Annotated in this window: 14 protein-coding genes; 5 read left to right on the forward strand and 9 right to left on the reverse strand. The window is 55.2% G+C overall.

The features are described 5' to 3' along the window. Window positions 1–68: 68 nt before the first annotated feature. Window positions 69–404 (reverse strand): osmotically-inducible lipoprotein OsmE, encoded by a 336-nt coding sequence (gene osmE / locus JOE09_RS03460; RefSeq protein WP_200544587.1) that lies wholly within the window; start codon window positions 402–404, stop codon window positions 69–71. A 204-nt stretch (window positions 405–608) separates the two neighbouring features. On the opposite strand from osmE, the gene JOE09_RS03465 reads away from it, so the two are divergent. The 4 genes from JOE09_RS03465 to cho all read left to right on the forward strand — a co-directional run bounded on the left by JOE09_RS03465 (window position 609) and on the right by cho (window position 4517). Continuing rightward, window positions 609–1187, forward strand: coding sequence for a TetR/AcrR family transcriptional regulator (locus tag JOE09_RS03465; protein WP_205064801.1), 579 nt, complete (start codon window positions 609–611; stop codon window positions 1185–1187). Continuing rightward, the gene (locus JOE09_RS03470; RefSeq protein WP_205064802.1) at window positions 1184–2374 is read left to right on the forward strand and encodes a multidrug effflux MFS transporter; all 1191 of its coding nucleotides are present in this window, start codon (window positions 1184–1186) and stop codon (window positions 2372–2374) included. Before JOE09_RS03465 ends, JOE09_RS03470 begins: the two co-directional genes overlap by 4 nt. Window positions 2375–2497: 123 nt before the next feature. Further along, a complete protein-coding gene (nadE, locus tag JOE09_RS03475; RefSeq protein ID WP_205064803.1) occupies window positions 2498–3325 on the forward strand; it encodes an ammonia-dependent NAD(+) synthetase in 828 nt (275 codons plus the stop codon). A gap of 304 nt (window positions 3326–3629) precedes the next feature. After that, the gene (cho, locus tag JOE09_RS03480) at window positions 3630–4517 is read left to right on the forward strand and encodes an excinuclease Cho (protein ID WP_239552906.1); all 888 of its coding nucleotides are present in this window, start codon (window positions 3630–3632) and stop codon (window positions 4515–4517) included. Between the two features lie 90 nt (window positions 4518–4607). Here cho and spy read toward each other — a convergent pair whose 3' ends face one another. The 6 genes from spy to JOE09_RS03510 all read right to left on the reverse strand — a co-directional run bounded on the left by spy (window position 4608) and on the right by JOE09_RS03510 (window position 12053). Further along, window positions 4608–5099, reverse strand: coding sequence for an ATP-independent periplasmic protein-refolding chaperone Spy (gene spy, locus JOE09_RS03485; protein WP_105595010.1), 492 nt, complete (start codon window positions 5097–5099; stop codon window positions 4608–4610). A gap of 811 nt (window positions 5100–5910) precedes the next feature. Beyond that, window positions 5911–6942, reverse strand: a complete 1032-nt coding sequence (gene astE / locus JOE09_RS03490) for a succinylglutamate desuccinylase (RefSeq protein WP_205065105.1) — start codon at window positions 6940–6942, stop codon at window positions 5911–5913. Between the two features lie 71 nt (window positions 6943–7013). Beyond that, window positions 7014–8339 (reverse strand): N-succinylarginine dihydrolase, encoded by a 1326-nt coding sequence (gene astB / locus JOE09_RS03495; protein ID WP_205064805.1) that lies wholly within the window; start codon window positions 8337–8339, stop codon window positions 7014–7016. After that, a complete protein-coding gene (gene astD, locus JOE09_RS03500) occupies window positions 8336–9805 on the reverse strand; it encodes a succinylglutamate-semialdehyde dehydrogenase (protein WP_205064806.1) in 1470 nt (489 codons plus the stop codon). The genes astB and astD overlap by 4 nt, the downstream gene beginning before the upstream one ends. Further along, entirely contained in the window at window positions 9802–10836 is a 1035-nt protein-coding gene (astA, locus tag JOE09_RS03505; protein WP_205064807.1) for an arginine N-succinyltransferase, read from the reverse strand. Before astA ends, astD begins: the two co-directional genes overlap by 4 nt. Beyond that, complete coding sequence (locus tag JOE09_RS03510) at window positions 10833–12053, reverse strand: aspartate aminotransferase family protein (RefSeq protein ID WP_205064808.1); 1221 nt, start codon at window positions 12051–12053, stop codon at window positions 10833–10835. Before JOE09_RS03510 ends, astA begins: the two co-directional genes overlap by 4 nt. Window positions 12054–12905: 852 nt before the next feature. Between JOE09_RS03510 and JOE09_RS03515 the strand changes: the two genes are divergently transcribed. After that, window positions 12906–13973: a porin gene (locus tag JOE09_RS03515; protein ID WP_275584408.1), complete on the forward strand. Its 1068-nt coding sequence runs from the start codon at window positions 12906–12908 to the stop codon at window positions 13971–13973. Between the two features lie 43 nt (window positions 13974–14016). Here the strand turns inward: JOE09_RS03515 and JOE09_RS03520 are convergent, their stop codons facing one another. After that, window positions 14017–14922 carry a bestrophin family protein gene (locus JOE09_RS03520; RefSeq protein WP_200544568.1) on the reverse strand — a complete coding sequence of 302 codons (906 nt, stop codon included), beginning with the start codon at window positions 14920–14922 and terminating at the stop codon, window positions 14017–14019. A gap of 144 nt (window positions 14923–15066) precedes the next feature. Then, complete coding sequence (locus tag JOE09_RS03525) at window positions 15067–16509, reverse strand: YchO/YchP family invasin (protein ID WP_420830603.1); 1443 nt, start codon at window positions 16507–16509, stop codon at window positions 15067–15069. Window positions 16510–16852: the final 343 nt, after the last annotated feature.

Here is a 16852-nt window from a genome sequence, read left to right on the forward strand (position 1 = left end):
ACGCTGCATATTGCGCGTTGCCGTTCGTTTTAGCGATCCAGGCTGTACTAACTCAACCCTTTGCTGGATTACTGCCCGGCCTGCGGATCGGTATCGTATTCTTTACAGCTCTGGAAGCCGTAGTTCATCACTTTCCCCGTGTCGCTGTAGCTCACAAAGTAGGTTTGCTGTTTGCCGTCTCGCTCACCCAGAACGTAGGTCTGACAGGTGCCACGCGCGTGCACCATGGTGATTTCCGTAGACGGTGGACCCGCGATATCACGGACCTGCTGGCGGGTCATGCCTTTTTTCACATCCTGTACCACGGGCTTGGTGACATAGCTTTCGGCACGATCGTAAGCGGTACAGCCAGAAAGAACGGCCAGAGTCACAGCAGCACCAATCAATCCCGTTAATTTACGCATATGTTATTCCTCATTTATTGTCCATGTGGATATAAGCCTGGAATATAAGTGCCGGATTTTCAACTTTAACTGGCGAAATTATTACGTTTCTGCCACCGCTGGCTTTATACTGCTGTTAATGAGAATGAACGTTCACATTCCAGTTTTAACCCGTTTCATATGCAATACCGGGTAAAAATACCCGGTCGCGGAGGGCTTTTCACCATGCATAACGAAGCGCGTGATGCCAGACACCGCCTGCGTCAGGATGAAATCATCACCGCCGCACGCCGTTGTTTTCGTCAGTACGGCTTTCATGCTGCAAGCATGGCGCACCTGGCATCGGAAGCCCAACTCAGCGTTGGGCAGATTTATCGTTATTTTTCCAATAAAGACGCGATTATCGAAGAGATGATTAAGCGCATTATCGACCGGCGAATCGAGCAAATGATCGATACCAGTAGCAGTCATCATCTACCCCAACTCCTGGCCTGGCGTCATGTGTTGAATGAAGATGATGAGGCGTTAATGCTGGAGGTTGCTGCAGAAGCGACCCGCAATCCTCGTGTTGCACTGATGATGCAGGAAGCCGACACCCGCATATTTGATCGGGCCTGCGAAAACGTTAAACAAGAGTACCCCGGCTTTAGCAACGAGAAGATCCGCAGCTGTGTGGAAGTCCTTGCTGTGCTGGTTGAAGGCACTGCTTACCGCCGCCTGACGCCGCAGAAAGCGTCAGCCGAAATGCTCTACCCGCTCTACCAAGAGATCCACCAACTGCTATTTCATTCAGAGGATTCATGACACCTGCATCTCCAAACCGTCTTGGCTACGCCATTACGCTCGGCCTTCTGGCAGCGCTCGGCCCGCTGTGCATAGACCTGTATCTGCCGGCGCTGCCGGAACTTGCCAGCGATTTACAAACCCCAACAGCCACCGCTCAGTTAAGCCTCACCGCGGGTCTGCTTGGTCTGGGTCTCGGCCAGCTGTTCTTTGGCCCACTCAGCGATAAATACGGCCGCATTCGCCCGCTGCTGCTGTCGCTGGTCCTGCTGCTGATTGCTTCCATTGGCTGCGCGCTCGCACAGGATATCCACCAGCTGCTGCTGGCGCGACTGTTCGAGGGAATGGCGGGTGCAGGTGGTGCCGTACTGTCGCGCACCATTGCTCGCGATATGTATACCGGCCATGAGCTGACGCGCTTTTTTGCCCTGCTAATGCTGGTGAATGGTCTTGCACCGATTGCCGCTCCGGTGATGGGCGGTGCGCTGATGACCTTCCTTAACTGGCGCGGGTTGTTTATGGCGCTGGCGGTTATCGCCGTGCTGCTGTTTATTCTGGCTAAGCTTAAGCTGCATGAAACGCTGGCTGCAGAACGCCGGAGCCAGGGCAGCATTCTCTCCGCATGGGCTGCACTCGGCCAGGTTGTTACCCATCGTCCGTTTATGGGCTTCTGCCTGACCCAGGGCTTTATGATGTCGGGCATGTTTGCCTACATCGGCGCGTCGCCGTTTGTCCTGCAGGAAATCTACCATCTGTCCCCGCAGGCATTCAGCTTCTGCTTCGCGGCTAACGGTATCGGCCTGATTATTGCCTCTCAGGTTAGCGCGCGCCTCAGCCCGCTGTGGGGAGAATATCGGGTACTGAAGGGTGGACTGATACTGGCATTTATCTCGTCGGGTACCCTACTGCTTGCCGGTCTCAGCGCCGCGGCGTTGCCGATCGTATTGATCGCCCTGTTCTTTAGTGTAGCCAGCAACGGGGTGATTTCGGTTACCGCCTCCTCGCTGGCGATGCAAAGCCAGGGACACCGGGCCGGTAGCGCATCGGCGGTGCTGGGCGTGGCAATGTTCACCCTCGGTGGCATCAGCGTGCCGGTTACCGGCATTGGCGGAACGTCGGTAATGACCATGGCGGCCACCATCTTTGGCTGTTACATGCTGGCTATTGTGATGTTTACGCTACTGGCACAAAAGCCAAAAAAAGTCTGATTTGTCAGCAGTCGGTGATAAACATCGCGGATGAAGATTGTTGTTTCGCGCCGGGCGCGTTAGCTTAAACAGACATAATTTTACTGGCTGCCGTCCATCGGCGCTGAATCTGAGGAGAGGTAAATGGCTCTGCAACAGGACATTATTGCGGCACTGGGTGTGAAACCGGTGATTGATGCACATGCAGAAATTCGCACCAGCGTTGATTTTCTTAAGTCCTACCTGAAAACGTATCCGTTTTTGAAAACCCTGGTGCTGGGCATCAGCGGTGGTCAGGACTCAACGCTCACCGGAAAGCTGTGCCAGACCGCGATTAACGAACTGCGCGAAGAAACCACTGACACCACCTATCAGTTTATTGCCGTGCGTCTGCCCTACGGCGTGCAGGCGGATGAACAGGACTGTCAGGATGCGATTGGTTTTATCCAGCCAGACCGCGTCCTGACGGTGAATATCAAGCAGGCGGTGCTGGCGAGCGAGCAGGCGCTGCGCGATGCCGGTATTACCCTGTCTGATTTTATTCGCGGCAATGAAAAAGCGCGTGAACGCATGAAAGCCCAGTACAGCATCGCAGGCATGACGGCGGGCGTCGTTGTGGGAACCGACCATGCGGCCGAGGCGCTGACCGGTTTCTTCACCAAATATGGCGACGGCGGCACCGACATCAACCCGATTTTCCGCCTGAATAAAGGACAGGGAAAACAGCTGCTGAAAGCGCTGGGCTGCCCGGAACACCTCTATCTGAAGCAGCCGACCGCGGATCTGGAAGATAATCGCCCCGGCCTGCAGGATGAAGTTGCTCTAGGGGTTACCTATGAGCTGATCGATCGTTACCTGGAAGGTGAAACTATCGATCCTGCCGCAGCGAAAATCATTGAAGGCTGGTATCAGAAAACCGAGCACAAGCGCCGTACGCCGATTACCGTGTTTGATGATTTCTGGAAAAAATAAGCCGGTAATTCATTCTGTGGCTGCACGGAGTTAGAGATAACCGTTCAGGCCATCGCCCAATGCGATAATAAAGCGGCTCATCGCGAGCCGCTGGTTTACTAAGGCATTTCATATCATCTGGCCGGCGGCGGCTTCTGTTGCCAGCTGGATGATCTTTCTCCTGCCGATTTCCTACCGCAAACTGCCTGCCTCCAACTTATTGCTTCTGATTCACTTATTCCTGTTACTACTTCTACTCCCCCTGGTCTTTGGTTCCGCGCAGCTGTCCACAACTAACCGCTGATAGATATTTTCGCTATACTGTATGAACAACCAGCAACTGGAGTCCGTAGTGGTCAAAAAAATCGTCAGCCACCGTCTGGAGTTTGAAGCGGCGGCAATTTATCAATATCCAGAGCATCTGCGCCCGTGGATAGACGATCTCCCCAACCTTCCCGGCGTCTATACCTTTCATGGCGAGAGTGACAACCTGCCGCTCTATATCGGCAAAAGTGTCAATATCCGTAGCCGGGTGATGTCGCACCTGCGTACCGCTGATGAAGCAAAAATGCTGCGTCAGTCAACGCGTATCAGCTTTATTACCACTGCCGGCGAACTGGGCGCGCTGCTGCTTGAAGCGCAGATGATTAAGATCCAGCAGCCGCTGTTTAACAAACGTCTGCGCAAAAACCGTCAGCTGTGCGCGCTGCAGCTGGTGAATCAGCGCCCGCAGGTGGTCTACGCCAAAGAGGTTGATTTCTCACACACGCCAAACCTGTTCGGTCTGTATGCCAATCGCCGCGCTGCTCTTCAGCATTTACAGAAAATTGCCGACGAGCAGCAGCTCTGCTACGGGTTGCTGGGTATGGAACCGCTGAAAGCCGGTCGCGGCTGTTTCCGTTCGGCGCTACGGCGCTGTGGCGGGGCCTGCTGCGGTAAAGAGAGCGTGGAAGCGCATCAACAGCGGCTGCTGGCCGCTCTGGAAGCGGTGCGTGTGCAGTGCTGGCCGTGGCAGGGAGCCGTTGGCGTGATTGAAGAAGGGGTTGACCGGAAGCAAATCCACATCATTAACAACTGGCTCTATCTGGGCTCGGTCAGCGATATCGCGGAAGCAACATCGCTCTGCACCACACTGCCGGGTTTTGACAGCGACGGCTATAAGATCCTCAGTAAACCGCTGATGGCCGGCAAACTGCCGATCGTGGCACTCTGAACTCATCACCAAACAAAACCGCCGGTGTTGCCCACTGCCCTGAGGGCGGAGGTGAGCAACACCGGCGGTTTCAAATACGTTTAACGAGGATTAGTCGTCTGCAGGAGGCATTTTACCTTCATGCTTCGGTTTTTCAGTCAGACGTTTCTCAAAATCCTGGTTGAACTGTTTTTTCTGCTCAGGCGTCAGCACGTTATACATCTTGTTCTGCGTTTCCAGCATAGACAGGGCGCGTTCTTTACCGTTGGCGGCCATCTGCGTTGCCTGTGCTTCCGCTTTAGCCCGATCGAAGGTGTCGGAAGCGATAATGCTGTGCATTGCACGGCGCTCTTCCAGCGAAGGACGTTTCATGTCCTTGTGCGACTCTTTCATGATGGTGCGAATCTGCTGCTTCTGCGCATCGGTCAGATTCAGACCTTTAAACATATCGTGCATACCGCCGCCGTGACGAGGTGGCTTATGCATCATCGGTTTGTCGCCACCGGCAGGAGGTGGAGTCAGGTTGTCGTTTGCAGCATGAACGATATTTGCTGCACCCACTGCCAGCGTGGCAGCAACAATCAGGGAAGTTAATTTACGCATAGTATTGTCCTTATGTTTCATTTCTATGGCGACCCGGTTGTCGCGTTGTCGGGAGCCAGTTTACGATGCCCAACGTCAAGTACTCAGAGGGTTGGTAAAGGCCTGAAAGCATAAAAGACAATTTGAAGCCAATCATGGAGAGAATGAGAAGATTATGGTGAAGAATTGCAAAAGAATATGAATTTGAAGGGATTTATGCAGGGAATATGGAGGAGTGTAATCCTCCAGGTTGAATTTCGGAAGGAAAAAGTTAAGCCCTTTACACTTTTCTGCGAATGTCCGCTGCTGGAAATTTGAGGGTAAGATTTGTAGCGATAAGGGGGGGATAAGCACGCTGGCGGTTCCCCAGGCTGGCGGGTCCTCTCGCCGCTGTGCGGTCCCTTCACTCCGTTCGTCAGCCTGCCGGACCGGCTCAGACGTCGCGTCCCTGCGCCGACCGAGCCTTGTGCCCGCGTCCTGCGGGCACATCCTGGCTTCCTTTCTGCGTTCAGCGCTGCGGATTACCAGCCTGGGGAACCGCCAGCATGCTCCTGGAATCCAGAATTGCCTGTTAAAAGCCAGCGACGGAGATATTACAGGCAGAGCCTCTGTGGCTGCGACCGGGTAATCCACAGCGCTGAGATGAAAGCGTCAGGCCAGGATACGCCAACAGGACGTTGGCGTAAGGCTGCGTCGTGTCAGGGACGACGCGTCGCAGGCGGTCCGACAGGCCGGATGCTGGAATCGAAGGCACCGGGCGAAGCACGGCGCGAGGACCGCCCGACCGCAGCCACAGAGGCTCAGCCAGCCACCAATGCCACCGCGACACCAGTCAAGCAGGAGGACTAAAAACGCTGGCTCCCTCAGCCTCAGGGACATCAATCACCTCGCTGGCATCCTCTGCCACCAGCATCAAACCCGCCCGCAAACCTTCAGCCACATTCGGATTAGGGAACAAAACATACTCCCGCGCCTGCTGAACGTAATACTGCGTATCACCATCCTCGGCCAGCAGCGTCCCCTGAGCAAACGCGGTAAAGTTCAGCGTCTCTCCCCCCATATGCAGCACAAAACGGTCTGAATGCCGGGTGATCTGCTGCGAAACGCGATAGCGCAGCGGTGGAACCCCCACCGCAGGCAACGTGTCGCCGCTCACCAGCGCGCTCAGCGCCCTGTCGGCTGCGGAAAACTGCGTCAGATCGTTATGGCCAAACGGCAGTGCTTTACCCAGCTCCAGCGTACAGCTGGCCGCATGGAAATGATGGCTACTGTAATGCGTATAGGTTCCGCCGGGCGCACGATGGAACACCAGCGCCTCCAGCCCCGCAGCACCCAGCCAGTGAAGAAAATCTTCCGGCCACGGCGTTTCACGCTGCGGCATCACCCCAAAGCGTGGATGATACGAACCGCGAATCGCCGTATGCATATCAATATGCCAGCGCACTTCATCATGCTCGCTTAACTGCCAAAAATTCTCCATTGCCTGCTCAAGACGCCATGCGCGGCGCGCCTCGGGACAGTCTTCGTACTGCTGCCATCTGCCGCCGAACATCCGGTTCATATCGCCATGCACATAGCGCTTATTCTGCCGCATCGCCGCCGGATTGCCGTAAATCACCAGCAGGCGCGCCACCAGCGGTATCTCACCGCTCAGCAGCGAATTCAACAGTCGGTCGACAATTTCAACGGGAGCCGTTTCGTTACCGTGGATGCCGGTGGAGATCACCAGGGCCATTTGCGCCGGGTGATTTGGCGTCAGCTCCAGAATACCTTCATCAATCCATCGCCAGCTCAGTTGGGCATTTTGCCCGGCAACGGCAGCGGGCCGGTCTCCGGCGAGGGTTAAGGTGAGAAAATCTTGCATCATTACTCCTTCAAGCATCGCCGCTCAGCCCTGAGGGACCGGGGACATGCCCCGGCCCTGCAACGATCGCGTTACTGCTGAAAACGGTATACGTTACCTAAGTTTAGCAGCTTAGTCAGTTCGTCAAGTGCCTCGCGACCTTCCAGCAACAGCTGCGGGTCAGCAAGATCGGCCTGCGACAGGCGATCGCGATAGTGGCGTTCTACCCAGCCGTTCAGCGTCTGGAACAGCCGATCGTTCATCATCACCGCAGGATTTACTGCCGCCTGCTGCGCATCATCCAGCACCACCCGCAGGCGCAGACACGCCGGACCACCGCCGTTGAACATACTCTCACGCAGATCGAACACCTTCAGCTCATCAATCGGACTGCCGCTGGCGACCAGCTCATTGAGCCAGCCCCAGACGCCCGCATGGCGACGCGCTTCTTCCGGCAGCACCAGCAGCATTTTGCCATCCGGTTTGCTGAGCAGCTGGCTGTTGAACAGATAGGTAGCCACCGCATCGGCCACGCTGACACGATTATCCGGCACCTCAATCGCCGTAAAGCCCGGCAGCTTTTCAGCCAGTTCGGCCAGCAGCTGCGGCTGGTTGAGGAACGCCTGCTGATGACAGAACAGCGCCTGCTGATTGCTCACCGCGATCACATCATTATGGAAAACGCCCTGGTCGATCACCGCCGGATTCTGCTGAGCAAACACCGTGCGGGCCGGATCGAGCTGGTGCAAGCGCGCCACCGCCTCGCTGGCTTCCAGCGTCTGACGAGCCGGATAGCGGGTCGGGGCTACGCCACCGCGTTCGCTGCGGCCATAGACAAACATCTGCACGCCCGGTGTGCCGTAACCGTGGCTGAAGCGGTTATGGTTGGCCGCCCCCTCATCACCGAACATCGCCACCTGCGGCAGCGCATCATGCACTGAAAAATGGTTACCATCGCGGAAAATCGCCCGCAGCAGATTCGCCGTGGTCGGTGCTTCTATCGCCCGGTGGAACTTATTATTCAGGTTAGCCACCGTCAGATGTACACGGCCATCGGCGCTATCAGCGGAGGGTGACACCGTGGCAGCATTCGCTACCCACATCGAAGAGGCCGAACTGACGGCGGAAAGCAGCTGCGGTGCCTGTTTTGCCGCCCGGGCCACCACCTGCGCATCGCTGCCGCAAAAGCCAATCTGCCGCAGTGCTTCAACGTTTGGCCGCTCATGCGGCGGGATCACCCCCTGAGCAAAACCCAGATCCGCGAGGGTTTTCATCTTCACCAAACCCTGCTGCGCGGCCAGTTTGGGATTAGACAGCTGGTGCTGATTGCGGGTTGAGGCTTCATTACCAAACGACAGGCCGGCGTAATGGTGGGTTAACCCCGGCAGACCATCGAAATTGACTTCACGGGCGCTCATCGCGTCTCTCCTTCCGTGCTGAAGTCCAGCCCCGGTGATAAGGTTGCAGGCAGATTCAAGTCCGCCGATTCCAGCGTCGCCATCGGCCACGCGCAGTAGTCAGCCGCGTACCAGGCGCTGGCACGATGATTGCCCGAGGCCCCTATTCCGCCAAACGGTGCGGTACTGGCGGCACCGGTCAGCGGTTTGTTCCAGTTCACAATGCCGGCTCGCGCTTCAATCAGCAGGTGTTCAAACTTCTCACGCTGCGGGGAGATCAAACCGCAGGCAAGGCCATAGCGCGTGTGGTTGGCGATGCGAATAGCCGCATCAAAATCATCGTAGCGGATCACCGCCAGCAGTGGACCAAAGACCTCTTCGTCCGGCAGATTTTGCAAACCGGTCACATCAATGATGCCCGGCGTCAGGATCGCGCTGTCGCGCTGTGGCCACTGCATCGGCAGCAGCACCCGGCCACCGGCATCCACCCGTGACTGCCATTCGGCATAGATTTTTTCCGCCGCAGACAATGAAATCACGCTGCCCATAAACGGCTGCGGTTCATCATCCCAGCCGCCAACGCGAATTCGCGCCGACACGTCAACCAGACGCTGTAAGAAGGCATCTCCGGCGGACCCTTTTTTCACCAGCAGTCGGCGGGCACAGGTACAGCGCTGTCCCGCGCTGATAAAGGCCGACTGCACGGCGATATGCACGGCTGCATCGATATCGTCAGGATCTTCGACGATCAGCGGGTTATTGCCGCCCATCTCCAGCGCCAGCATTTTTTCAGGTTTACCGGCCAGCTGACGATGCAGCTGGTAACCGGTTGCCGCGCTGCCAGTGAACAGCACGCCGTCGATTTGATTATCCTGCGCCAGCGCCTGGCCGGTGTCGCGGCCGCCCTGCACCAGATTGATTACGCCCCCAGGCAACCCGGCATTGATCCACATTCTGACAGTCAGTTCCGCGGTCAGCGGCGTAAGTTCGCTCGGTTTAAAGACCACGGTATTCCCGGCCAGCAGCGCAGGAACAATGTGGCCGTTAGGCAAGTGCCCGGGGAAATTATAAGGTCCGAAGACCGCCATCACACCATGCGGGCGATGCCGCAGTGAACTTTCACCTTCAGCCTGTTCTCCGGTACGGGAATGATAAGCGCGCAGAGAAATCGCCACTTTATTGATCATCGCCTGCACTTCGGTCAACGTTTCCCAACGCGGCTTGCCGGTTTCGCGAGAAATCGTTTCGCTAAGCTCGCGCTTATTCTTTTCCAGCTGCTGCGCAAACTTTTCTACGATCGCCTGACGCTCGGCAAACGGCCGGCGTGCCCAGTTGGAGAATGCCGCCCGGGCGGCTTCAGAGGCGTCGGAAACCTGCGCGGCGGTAGCCGATTTGCCCTGCCAAAGCAGTTCGCCTTTTACCGGGTCCAGTTTAGCGATGGTCTCACCACCGCCGGTCAGCCACTGACCATTAATACAGTGCGTCATGCTGTTTTCTCCTCACGACAAAGTGTCACTACCCGCAGGTTCTCTCCTGCACGGCAATGTAAAATTTCAGCCTGCGCGGCGGTGACAGCAATCGTGCCGCTCTGCATATTGGCCGGTAGCAGCATCACGCGGAAGTGCTGATAGTGTTGATTCGCCACCAGGCACAGCGGCAGGGTTTGATCCGGCTGCTCGCTCAATTCAACTACCAGTTCGCGGCTTTTACGGATAGCGCGCACGCGGTCGATATCGCACTCAAGGGTCGGTCCGCCATCGAAAATGTCGACATAGTTCTGGAAGCGGAAACCTTCAGCCTCCAGCACCGCACGTGCAGGGGCCGTCTGCGGATGAACTTCGCCGATAACCGCCCGTGCTTCCGGCGACAGGTAATCAATATATAAAGGATGTTTAGGCATCAGCTCGGCGATAAACGCCTTTTGCCCGGTGCCGCTCAGGTAGTCGGCATCGCTGAATGACATCGAAAAAAAGCGGCTGCCGACGCTATCCCAGAATGGCGAATGGCCATTTTCATCACTGACACCCCGCATCTCAGCGACAATTTTTTGCATAAAGCGGTCGCGAAACGCCGCCATAAATAAAAATCGCGATTTTGACAGCAGATAGCCGTTCTTTCCGTTGCGGTAGTCCGGGTCAAGGAACAGCGTGCACAGCTCGCTGCTGCCGGTGTGATCGTTGCTTAACGACAGCGTGGGCAACATGTTGTATACATTCAATTCTTTCGAGGCATGCACCTGGGTGCCGACACGAAAGTTGTACCAGGGGTCCTGTAAACCCACCGCCACCTCAATGGCGCAGATCCCCACGGCTTTACCGGTATCTCCATCTGCCAGCACAAAAACGTATCCCTGTTCAGCCCGCGGCAGTTTTCCCTGCCAGGTCATTAATGAACGTTCGATACGCGCTGACAGCGTATCGCTGTCAACGGGCAGAGAGGTCAGTCCCCCGCCGGTTTTGCCGGCGAGGTACATCAGCTGAGCCAGATCGTCTCGTTCAACGGGACGAATAAACATCATACGGCGGCTCCTTCAATGACGGCGCGGCAGGCGCGTTCGAAGCGTGCCAGCCCCTCCGTGACTTCCTGTTTAGTGATAATCAGCGACGGAGCAAAACGTACAACGTTAGCTCCGGCAATCAGTACCATCAGCCCTTCACGTGCAGCGGCCTGATTAATCAGTTTGGCTTTACCGCTGTAATCCTGATTCAGCACGCAGCCAATCAGCAGGCCGAGCCCACGGACTTCACTGAACAGTTGTAAACGCTGGTTAATCTCATTCAGGCCGTCAACAAACCAGCGATGGCGCTCTGCCACACCCGCCAGGATTTCCGGGCGGTTGATCAGTTCCATCACTTTGCCACCGACCGCTCCGGCCAGCGGATTGCCGCCGTAGGTGGTGCCGTGGCTGCCGATATTGAGATGTGCAGCAAGACTTTCGGTCGTCAGCATGGCCCCGATCGGGAAGCCACCGCCGAGTGCTTTAGCCGTGGTCAACACGTCCGGCGTCACGCCATAATGCATGTAGGCATACAGCGAACCGGTACGGCCCACGCCGCTCTGCACCTCATCAAAAATCAATAGCGCCTGATGCCTGTCACAGAGCTCACGCAGCCCGCGCAGGAAGGCAGGTTCAGCAGGAACGACCCCACCTTCCCCCTGAATCGGCTCCACAATCACTGCGCAGGTCTGGTCGTTGATCAGTGCGGCTGCGGAATCCAAATCGTTGTAAACCGCGTGCTGAATGCCACCCGGCAGCGGCGCAAAATCTTTCGAATAGGCAGGCTGGCCACCGGCAGAAACGGTGAACAGCGTGCGACCATGGAACGCGTTATTGAACGCCACGATGCCGTTTTTCTGCAGATTGCCGCCATCGTGAGCCACCTTACGCGCCAGCTTCAGCGCCGCTTCGTTAGCTTCCGCACCAGAGTTACAGAAAAACGCGCGGTCGGCGAAGGTAGCATCCACCAGCTGCTTTGCCAGGCGGAGGATCGGCTCATTGGTATAACCATTTCCGGTATGCCACAGCAGCGCAGCCTGCTGTTGCAGGGCCAGCTGCAGATCGGGGTGTGCATGGCCCAGTGCATTCACCGCAATTCCCCCGGCGAAGTCGATATAGGACTTCCCCTCCTGGTCCCACAGCGTTGAACCTTCCGCGCGCACCGGAATAAAACTGGCAGGAGCGTAAGTTGGAACAATCCATTGATCGAAATTTTCACGGGTGATTGACGGTTGCATAGCGGCCTCGTTTATCGCTTAACCCTTTAGTTTTTGTGGTGAACTAAAGATGTATAAAATGTTAATGAAATGATTCATTGCAGCTCTACTGTAAATTGCACAGAGCGTGCCAGCCAGCAAAAAAATGCATAAACCAAATTCAACAACCAAATATCAATAACTTACGACAGCTTATTATTCACCATAAATGCATAAAAAGTGAATATCAATGTAAATCCCCGGCTTCGCCACACAAAAAAAAGAGGAATTATGCATTGGTAAAATAAAATATTGTTTATGTGATCGCCGATAGAATTTGGTCGTAAAAAGAGGAGGTTAACGCACCATAATGCAGCAGGTGCGCACCAGAACCGTGCACACCACCTCTTCAGCGTAAACTCGCTGGAGAAATCATTTTTTTAACACTCAGCCTTATAATCCCGCCCTGTATTATTTAGATATATTAATAAAAAAACCCAAAAACACAGATATTACATATGGACATTTTGTATTAATAGAAAAGCTTTACGATAAATAGCATTAACCCAATTTCGATAATTAACCATGAAACCAAAACCGCCGAAATCGCTCAATAATTACTCATAATGCGATAAATAAATATTGTTTTTCATAAAAATGAAATATTAGTTTATACATTTAAATCATGCAATTAACTCACTTAAATTCCACAAACTCTTAAAAGATGCATAGCTAATACGTATTGCATCATAAGGAATAACTTATAAACACCCTGTCAAAAATCATTATGAAATAATTTGTTACATATATTCAATTTTCATGAAACATATTTTTATGTCACCTTCACCACCGCACTAAATGCAAAGAAAATATAATTTTAAAACAGGGTTACTCATGATGAAGCGTTCTTTACTGGCATTACTGATACCGGCTCTTCTGGCCACTGGCGGCGTGCAGGCAGCAGAGATTTATAACAAAGACGGCAACAAGGTGGATTTGAACGGTAAGATCAACGTCGGCCACCTCTTCTCAGACGATACGGGCAACGACGGCGATGTTTCCTATGCTCGTTTTGGCTTTAAAGGCGAAACGCAGATTGCGAAGGACCTGACCGGCTACGCCCAGTGGCAGTACAACTTCCAGCTGAACAAAACCGAAGGCGCGGATGCGCTGAGCGGCGACAAAACCCGTCTGGGCTTTGCCGGTCTGAAGTTTGGCAAGTGGGGTTCATTCGATTACGGTCGTAACTATGGTCTGGTGTATGACGCGCTGGCCTGGACCGATATGCTGCCGAAATTCGGCGGCGACTCCGGTTACGCGGACGGCTTCCTCTCCACGCGCTCAACCGGCGTGGCAACCTGGCGTAACAGCAATTTCTTCGGTCTGGTTGATGGCCTGAATGTGGCGCTGCAGTACCAGGGTAAAAACGATCGTACCGGCACTGATGCCGTGCGCCGCAGCAACGGTGACGGCTACGCGACGTCCGTCAGCTACAACGCCGACTGGGGTCTGGGCGTGGTGGGAACTTATGCCAACCTCGGCCGCACTCAGGCACAAAATAACGCAGCGCGTGGTGAAGGCGACCGTGCGGAATCATGGGCAACGGCGATTAAGTACGACGCTAACCAGATCTATCTGGCAACGGTGTACGGCAACACCCATAACGCGACGCCAATCAGCGGCGGCTTTGCTAACAAAGCGGTGAATTTTGAAGCCGTGGCGCAGTACCAGTTCCTGAACGGTTTCCGTCCGTCTCTGGCCTACGTGTCATCACGCGGTAAGGACATTGAAAACATCGGCAACGCGGATATCGTGAAGTACGTTTCCTTCGGTGCGAACTACTACTTCAACAAAAACTTCCTGGCGTACGCTGAATACAAAGTTAACCTGCTCAGCGACAACAACCCGCTGGGGCTGGCGAACGACGACGTTACCGGCATCGGTCTGAACTATCAGTTCTGATGGGATAGCAAGGGGCGATCGTTAAGATCGCCCTTTTGTCATATCAGGTTAAACGATAATGCCTGTCAGGCTGAGGCGTATCCGGCAGTTCCTGCTCCAGATTCATCTCCCGCAGGTTGATCTCAATATTGGTGCACATGGCATCCAGCGGCAGATGGTTGTTGGCCAGGCCAAAGGGCATCTCCAGCTCTTCCGCCAGGGTATCCAGCGACAGGAAGGTATAGGCGATGAACACCGATACCAGCGGAGTCATGTAGTGCAAATCCGGCACCAGCGCGAACGGCAGCAGCGTACAGAACAGATACACCGTACGGTGCAGCAGCAGGCCGTAGGCAAACGGAATCGGCATACTCGCCAACCGCTCACATCCTCCCAGAACCTGCGACAGCTGATTGATGCTGGCATCCATATGCGCATACAGAATGTCAGAAAGATTACCGTTGCGACGCTGTACCGCCAGCCAGTTGGAAAGCTGTAGCTCAATAAAGTTGGTCGGTGAGCGCCGGGTCAGGATCTCATCGGCCTCATCGCCAAGATAGCGGCGCATGTCCTCGTGGGCATCGGTACGGCGCAGCTGGTGCTTAAGGCTGTAGCAGAAAGCCAGCAGCAGCGACATCACGCGCGGCGCTTCAGCCGGGGAGATGGCCAGCGCCAGGCGTTGTAGCGTACGGCAGGCGATCAGCAGGTTACCCCAGAACATGCGCGCTTCAATAAAACGGCCAAAGCAGACGCTGTTGCGGAAACCAAGGAATACCGCGATCGACACCCCGAGCAGACTGAACGGGGCAAGGGTCAACTTAATCCCCAGCGTTTCATACCAGTCAAGACACAAAATCGCGATCACTGACATCATTAAATTGAGTGTCAGGCGAAACCAGATTCCGGGTAGCACAGAGCCGTGCCAGGCGAAAAGGCGAACAAACCAGTGACGATGCGGACGGATGATCATGATGAGCAGGTGAGTAGAATTTTTCGCAGATTGTGCAGAAAAACCCTGACGTTGGGAAGGAGTATTTTGTGACTTTAATCACATATATTTTAGGGCGCTATCTTGACAACTTTTTGCATTTCAGCGGGGCTATCTTTCCCGTCGTCAGGGGGTTAGAAAATCGTAATTCTCCGCACGCGGGTCCTGCAATGCTACCGGCGGAGCCAGTTTCAATGTGATCCAGTTTGAGGTGACGCGCTGCTGTTTACTGTCTTCCAGCGTCACCGACAGACGATACTCATTGCTCGCCCCTGACGAACTGTCCCAGGCGGGAATAATGATACTCCATCCCTGCGGATCGCTGCTGTTAGCGGGCGGCGTCAGGCTCAGGGTTTGAGTATCCCCCTGCCAGCTCACTGCTTTGATCGGATTGCTGTGGCGAATCTGCAATTTCAGCGGCAGCGTTTCTCCCGGCTGCACCTGCCACGGCGGCGTGGCAAGAAACACCGACAGCGTTTTCCGCTGCCGGAAGGCCATCACCGGAGAATTATTACGATTCACCGCATCATAACGGCTGCCGCTCAGCGACTGCGCGGCATCAACGTTGCTGGCGGAGAGCTGTTTACTCAGTGCCACGCCGATGCGGTAGTTCATCTTCAGGGCAAACTGATCCTGGGATTCGCCGCTGTCGCCCTCTTTGTGATTGGCGCTGAAGGTAAACAGCGGAACCGGCGTGTAGTTAATCCCCAGCGTCACCGCCGTAGGGTTGTCCATCATATTTCCGCTGTGGAACAGGTCGATATTGCGCCCCAGATACTGCTCGTAACTCAGGGAAACGCCAAGCTGGCGATAGAACGGCAGGTAGCCGCGGGTGGTAATGTCATAGCCGCGCGCCATACGCATCTGGCTGGTGCTCCCGCGATTACGCCAGCCGCTAAGGGGATGATAGTAGTTGGCGGAAAAACGCAGATATTCGCCCCATGCTTCGCTACCCAGCGATCCGCGCTGCTGGTTTTCGGTCAGCAGATCGTCGATAAAAGCGTTATAGCCCAGCCGCCAGTTTCCGGCTATCCAGCGCTGCCCCAGTCCGGCATTACCCACCGCGCCGTATTCCGTTTGCTCAAGGCCCAGCTGGCTGAAGGTAAGATACTGGTAGTTATCCTGCCAGGGGGTAATCAACTGCGCCGACGTCCCATTAAAGCTACCTGCATCGTCGACCGCCAGCGAGACACTGGCACGCCCGTAAGGCGACAGCAGCTGCTCCCCTTCTCTGGCCGCGCGTTCGGCGGCAAAATCGCGAAAGCGGTTGAATGCCCACAGCTCGGCCTGTTCACGCAGGGGCTTATCACTGTCGCTGGCCATGCTGGCTTCCCCGATACTTTTCGCCGCTTCGGCAATACGTTTTTCCAGCAGGTCGTCGTTAGCTCCACTATTCAGCGCGGGCAGTTGCTGCACCATATTGCTGAAGCGGGCGGGATCGTCAAAGGGGGCTTCGGCAACCTGATTTTCAGCGTCAAAGGCCCAGGCATGCTCTGCAAGCTGGCCGGATAAGGCGATCAGCAGGGAAAGTGCAATGGGATAGCGGCGGATAAATCGGTTCATAGGCATTTAAAATAGCAAAAGCAATGTTTTTATAGCGGGTTAAATGTGTGGTGCCTCACAAAATTGGCGAGTTATAACCTTAACACAGATTCGGCGGGTCGGTGAAAATCGCCGGGGAGAGATGCGTCGTTCAGGTGAACTCGTGGACCATTAACCAGCTGGTGCACAGGTTCCACGACTTTAGTGGCTACTTGACTAACTGTGTGTCTGGATAGTCGCTGGTGCCTGGGTATCAGGGGAACAGCCTCTGCGGCTGCCGGGCGGTCCTCGCGCCGTGCTTCGCCCGGTGCCTTCGATTCCAGCATCCGTCCTGTCGGACCGCCTGCGACGCGTCATCCCTGACACGAGG

The organism is Pantoea coffeiphila (assembly GCF_016909495.1).
GTDB lineage: Bacteria > Pseudomonadota > Gammaproteobacteria > Enterobacterales > Enterobacteriaceae > Erwinia > Erwinia coffeiphila.

What these genes read in the sequence shown, in the direction of transcription:
- osmE (WP_200544587.1), bottom strand. Translation starts at nt 404, where the DNA reads ATGCGTAAATTAACGGGATTGATTGGTGCTGCTGTGACTCTGGCCGTT.
- JOE09_RS03465 (WP_205064801.1), top strand. Translation starts at nt 609, where the DNA reads ATGCATAACGAAGCGCGTGATGCCAGACACCGCCTGCGTCAGGATGAA.
- JOE09_RS03470 (WP_205064802.1), top strand. Translation starts at nt 1,184, where the DNA reads ATGACACCTGCATCTCCAAACCGTCTTGGCTACGCCATTACGCTCGGC.
- nadE (WP_205064803.1), top strand. Translation starts at nt 2,498, where the DNA reads ATGGCTCTGCAACAGGACATTATTGCGGCACTGGGTGTGAAACCGGTG.
- cho (WP_239552906.1), top strand. Translation starts at nt 3,630, where the DNA reads ATGAACAACCAGCAACTGGAGTCCGTAGTGGTCAAAAAAATCGTCAGC.
- spy (WP_105595010.1), bottom strand. Translation starts at nt 5,099, where the DNA reads ATGCGTAAATTAACTTCCCTGATTGTTGCTGCCACGCTGGCAGTGGGT.
- astE (WP_205065105.1), bottom strand. Translation starts at nt 6,942, where the DNA reads ATGCAAGATTTTCTCACCTTAACCCTCGCCGGAGACCGGCCCGCTGCC.
- astB (WP_205064805.1), bottom strand. Translation starts at nt 8,339, where the DNA reads ATGAGCGCCCGTGAAGTCAATTTCGATGGTCTGCCGGGGTTAACCCAC.
- astD (WP_205064806.1), bottom strand. Translation starts at nt 9,805, where the DNA reads ATGACGCACTGTATTAATGGTCAGTGGCTGACCGGCGGTGGTGAGACC.
- astA (WP_205064807.1), bottom strand. Translation starts at nt 10,836, where the DNA reads ATGATGTTTATTCGTCCCGTTGAACGAGACGATCTGGCTCAGCTGATG.
- JOE09_RS03510 (WP_205064808.1), bottom strand. Translation starts at nt 12,053, where the DNA reads ATGCAACCGTCAATCACCCGTGAAAATTTCGATCAATGGATTGTTCCA.
- JOE09_RS03515 (WP_275584408.1), top strand. Translation starts at nt 12,906, where the DNA reads ATGATGAAGCGTTCTTTACTGGCATTACTGATACCGGCTCTTCTGGCC.
- JOE09_RS03520 (WP_200544568.1), bottom strand. Translation starts at nt 14,922, where the DNA reads ATGATCATCCGTCCGCATCGTCACTGGTTTGTTCGCCTTTTCGCCTGG.
- JOE09_RS03525 (WP_420830603.1), bottom strand. Translation starts at nt 16,509, where the DNA reads ATGCCTATGAACCGATTTATCCGCCGCTATCCCATTGCACTTTCCCTG.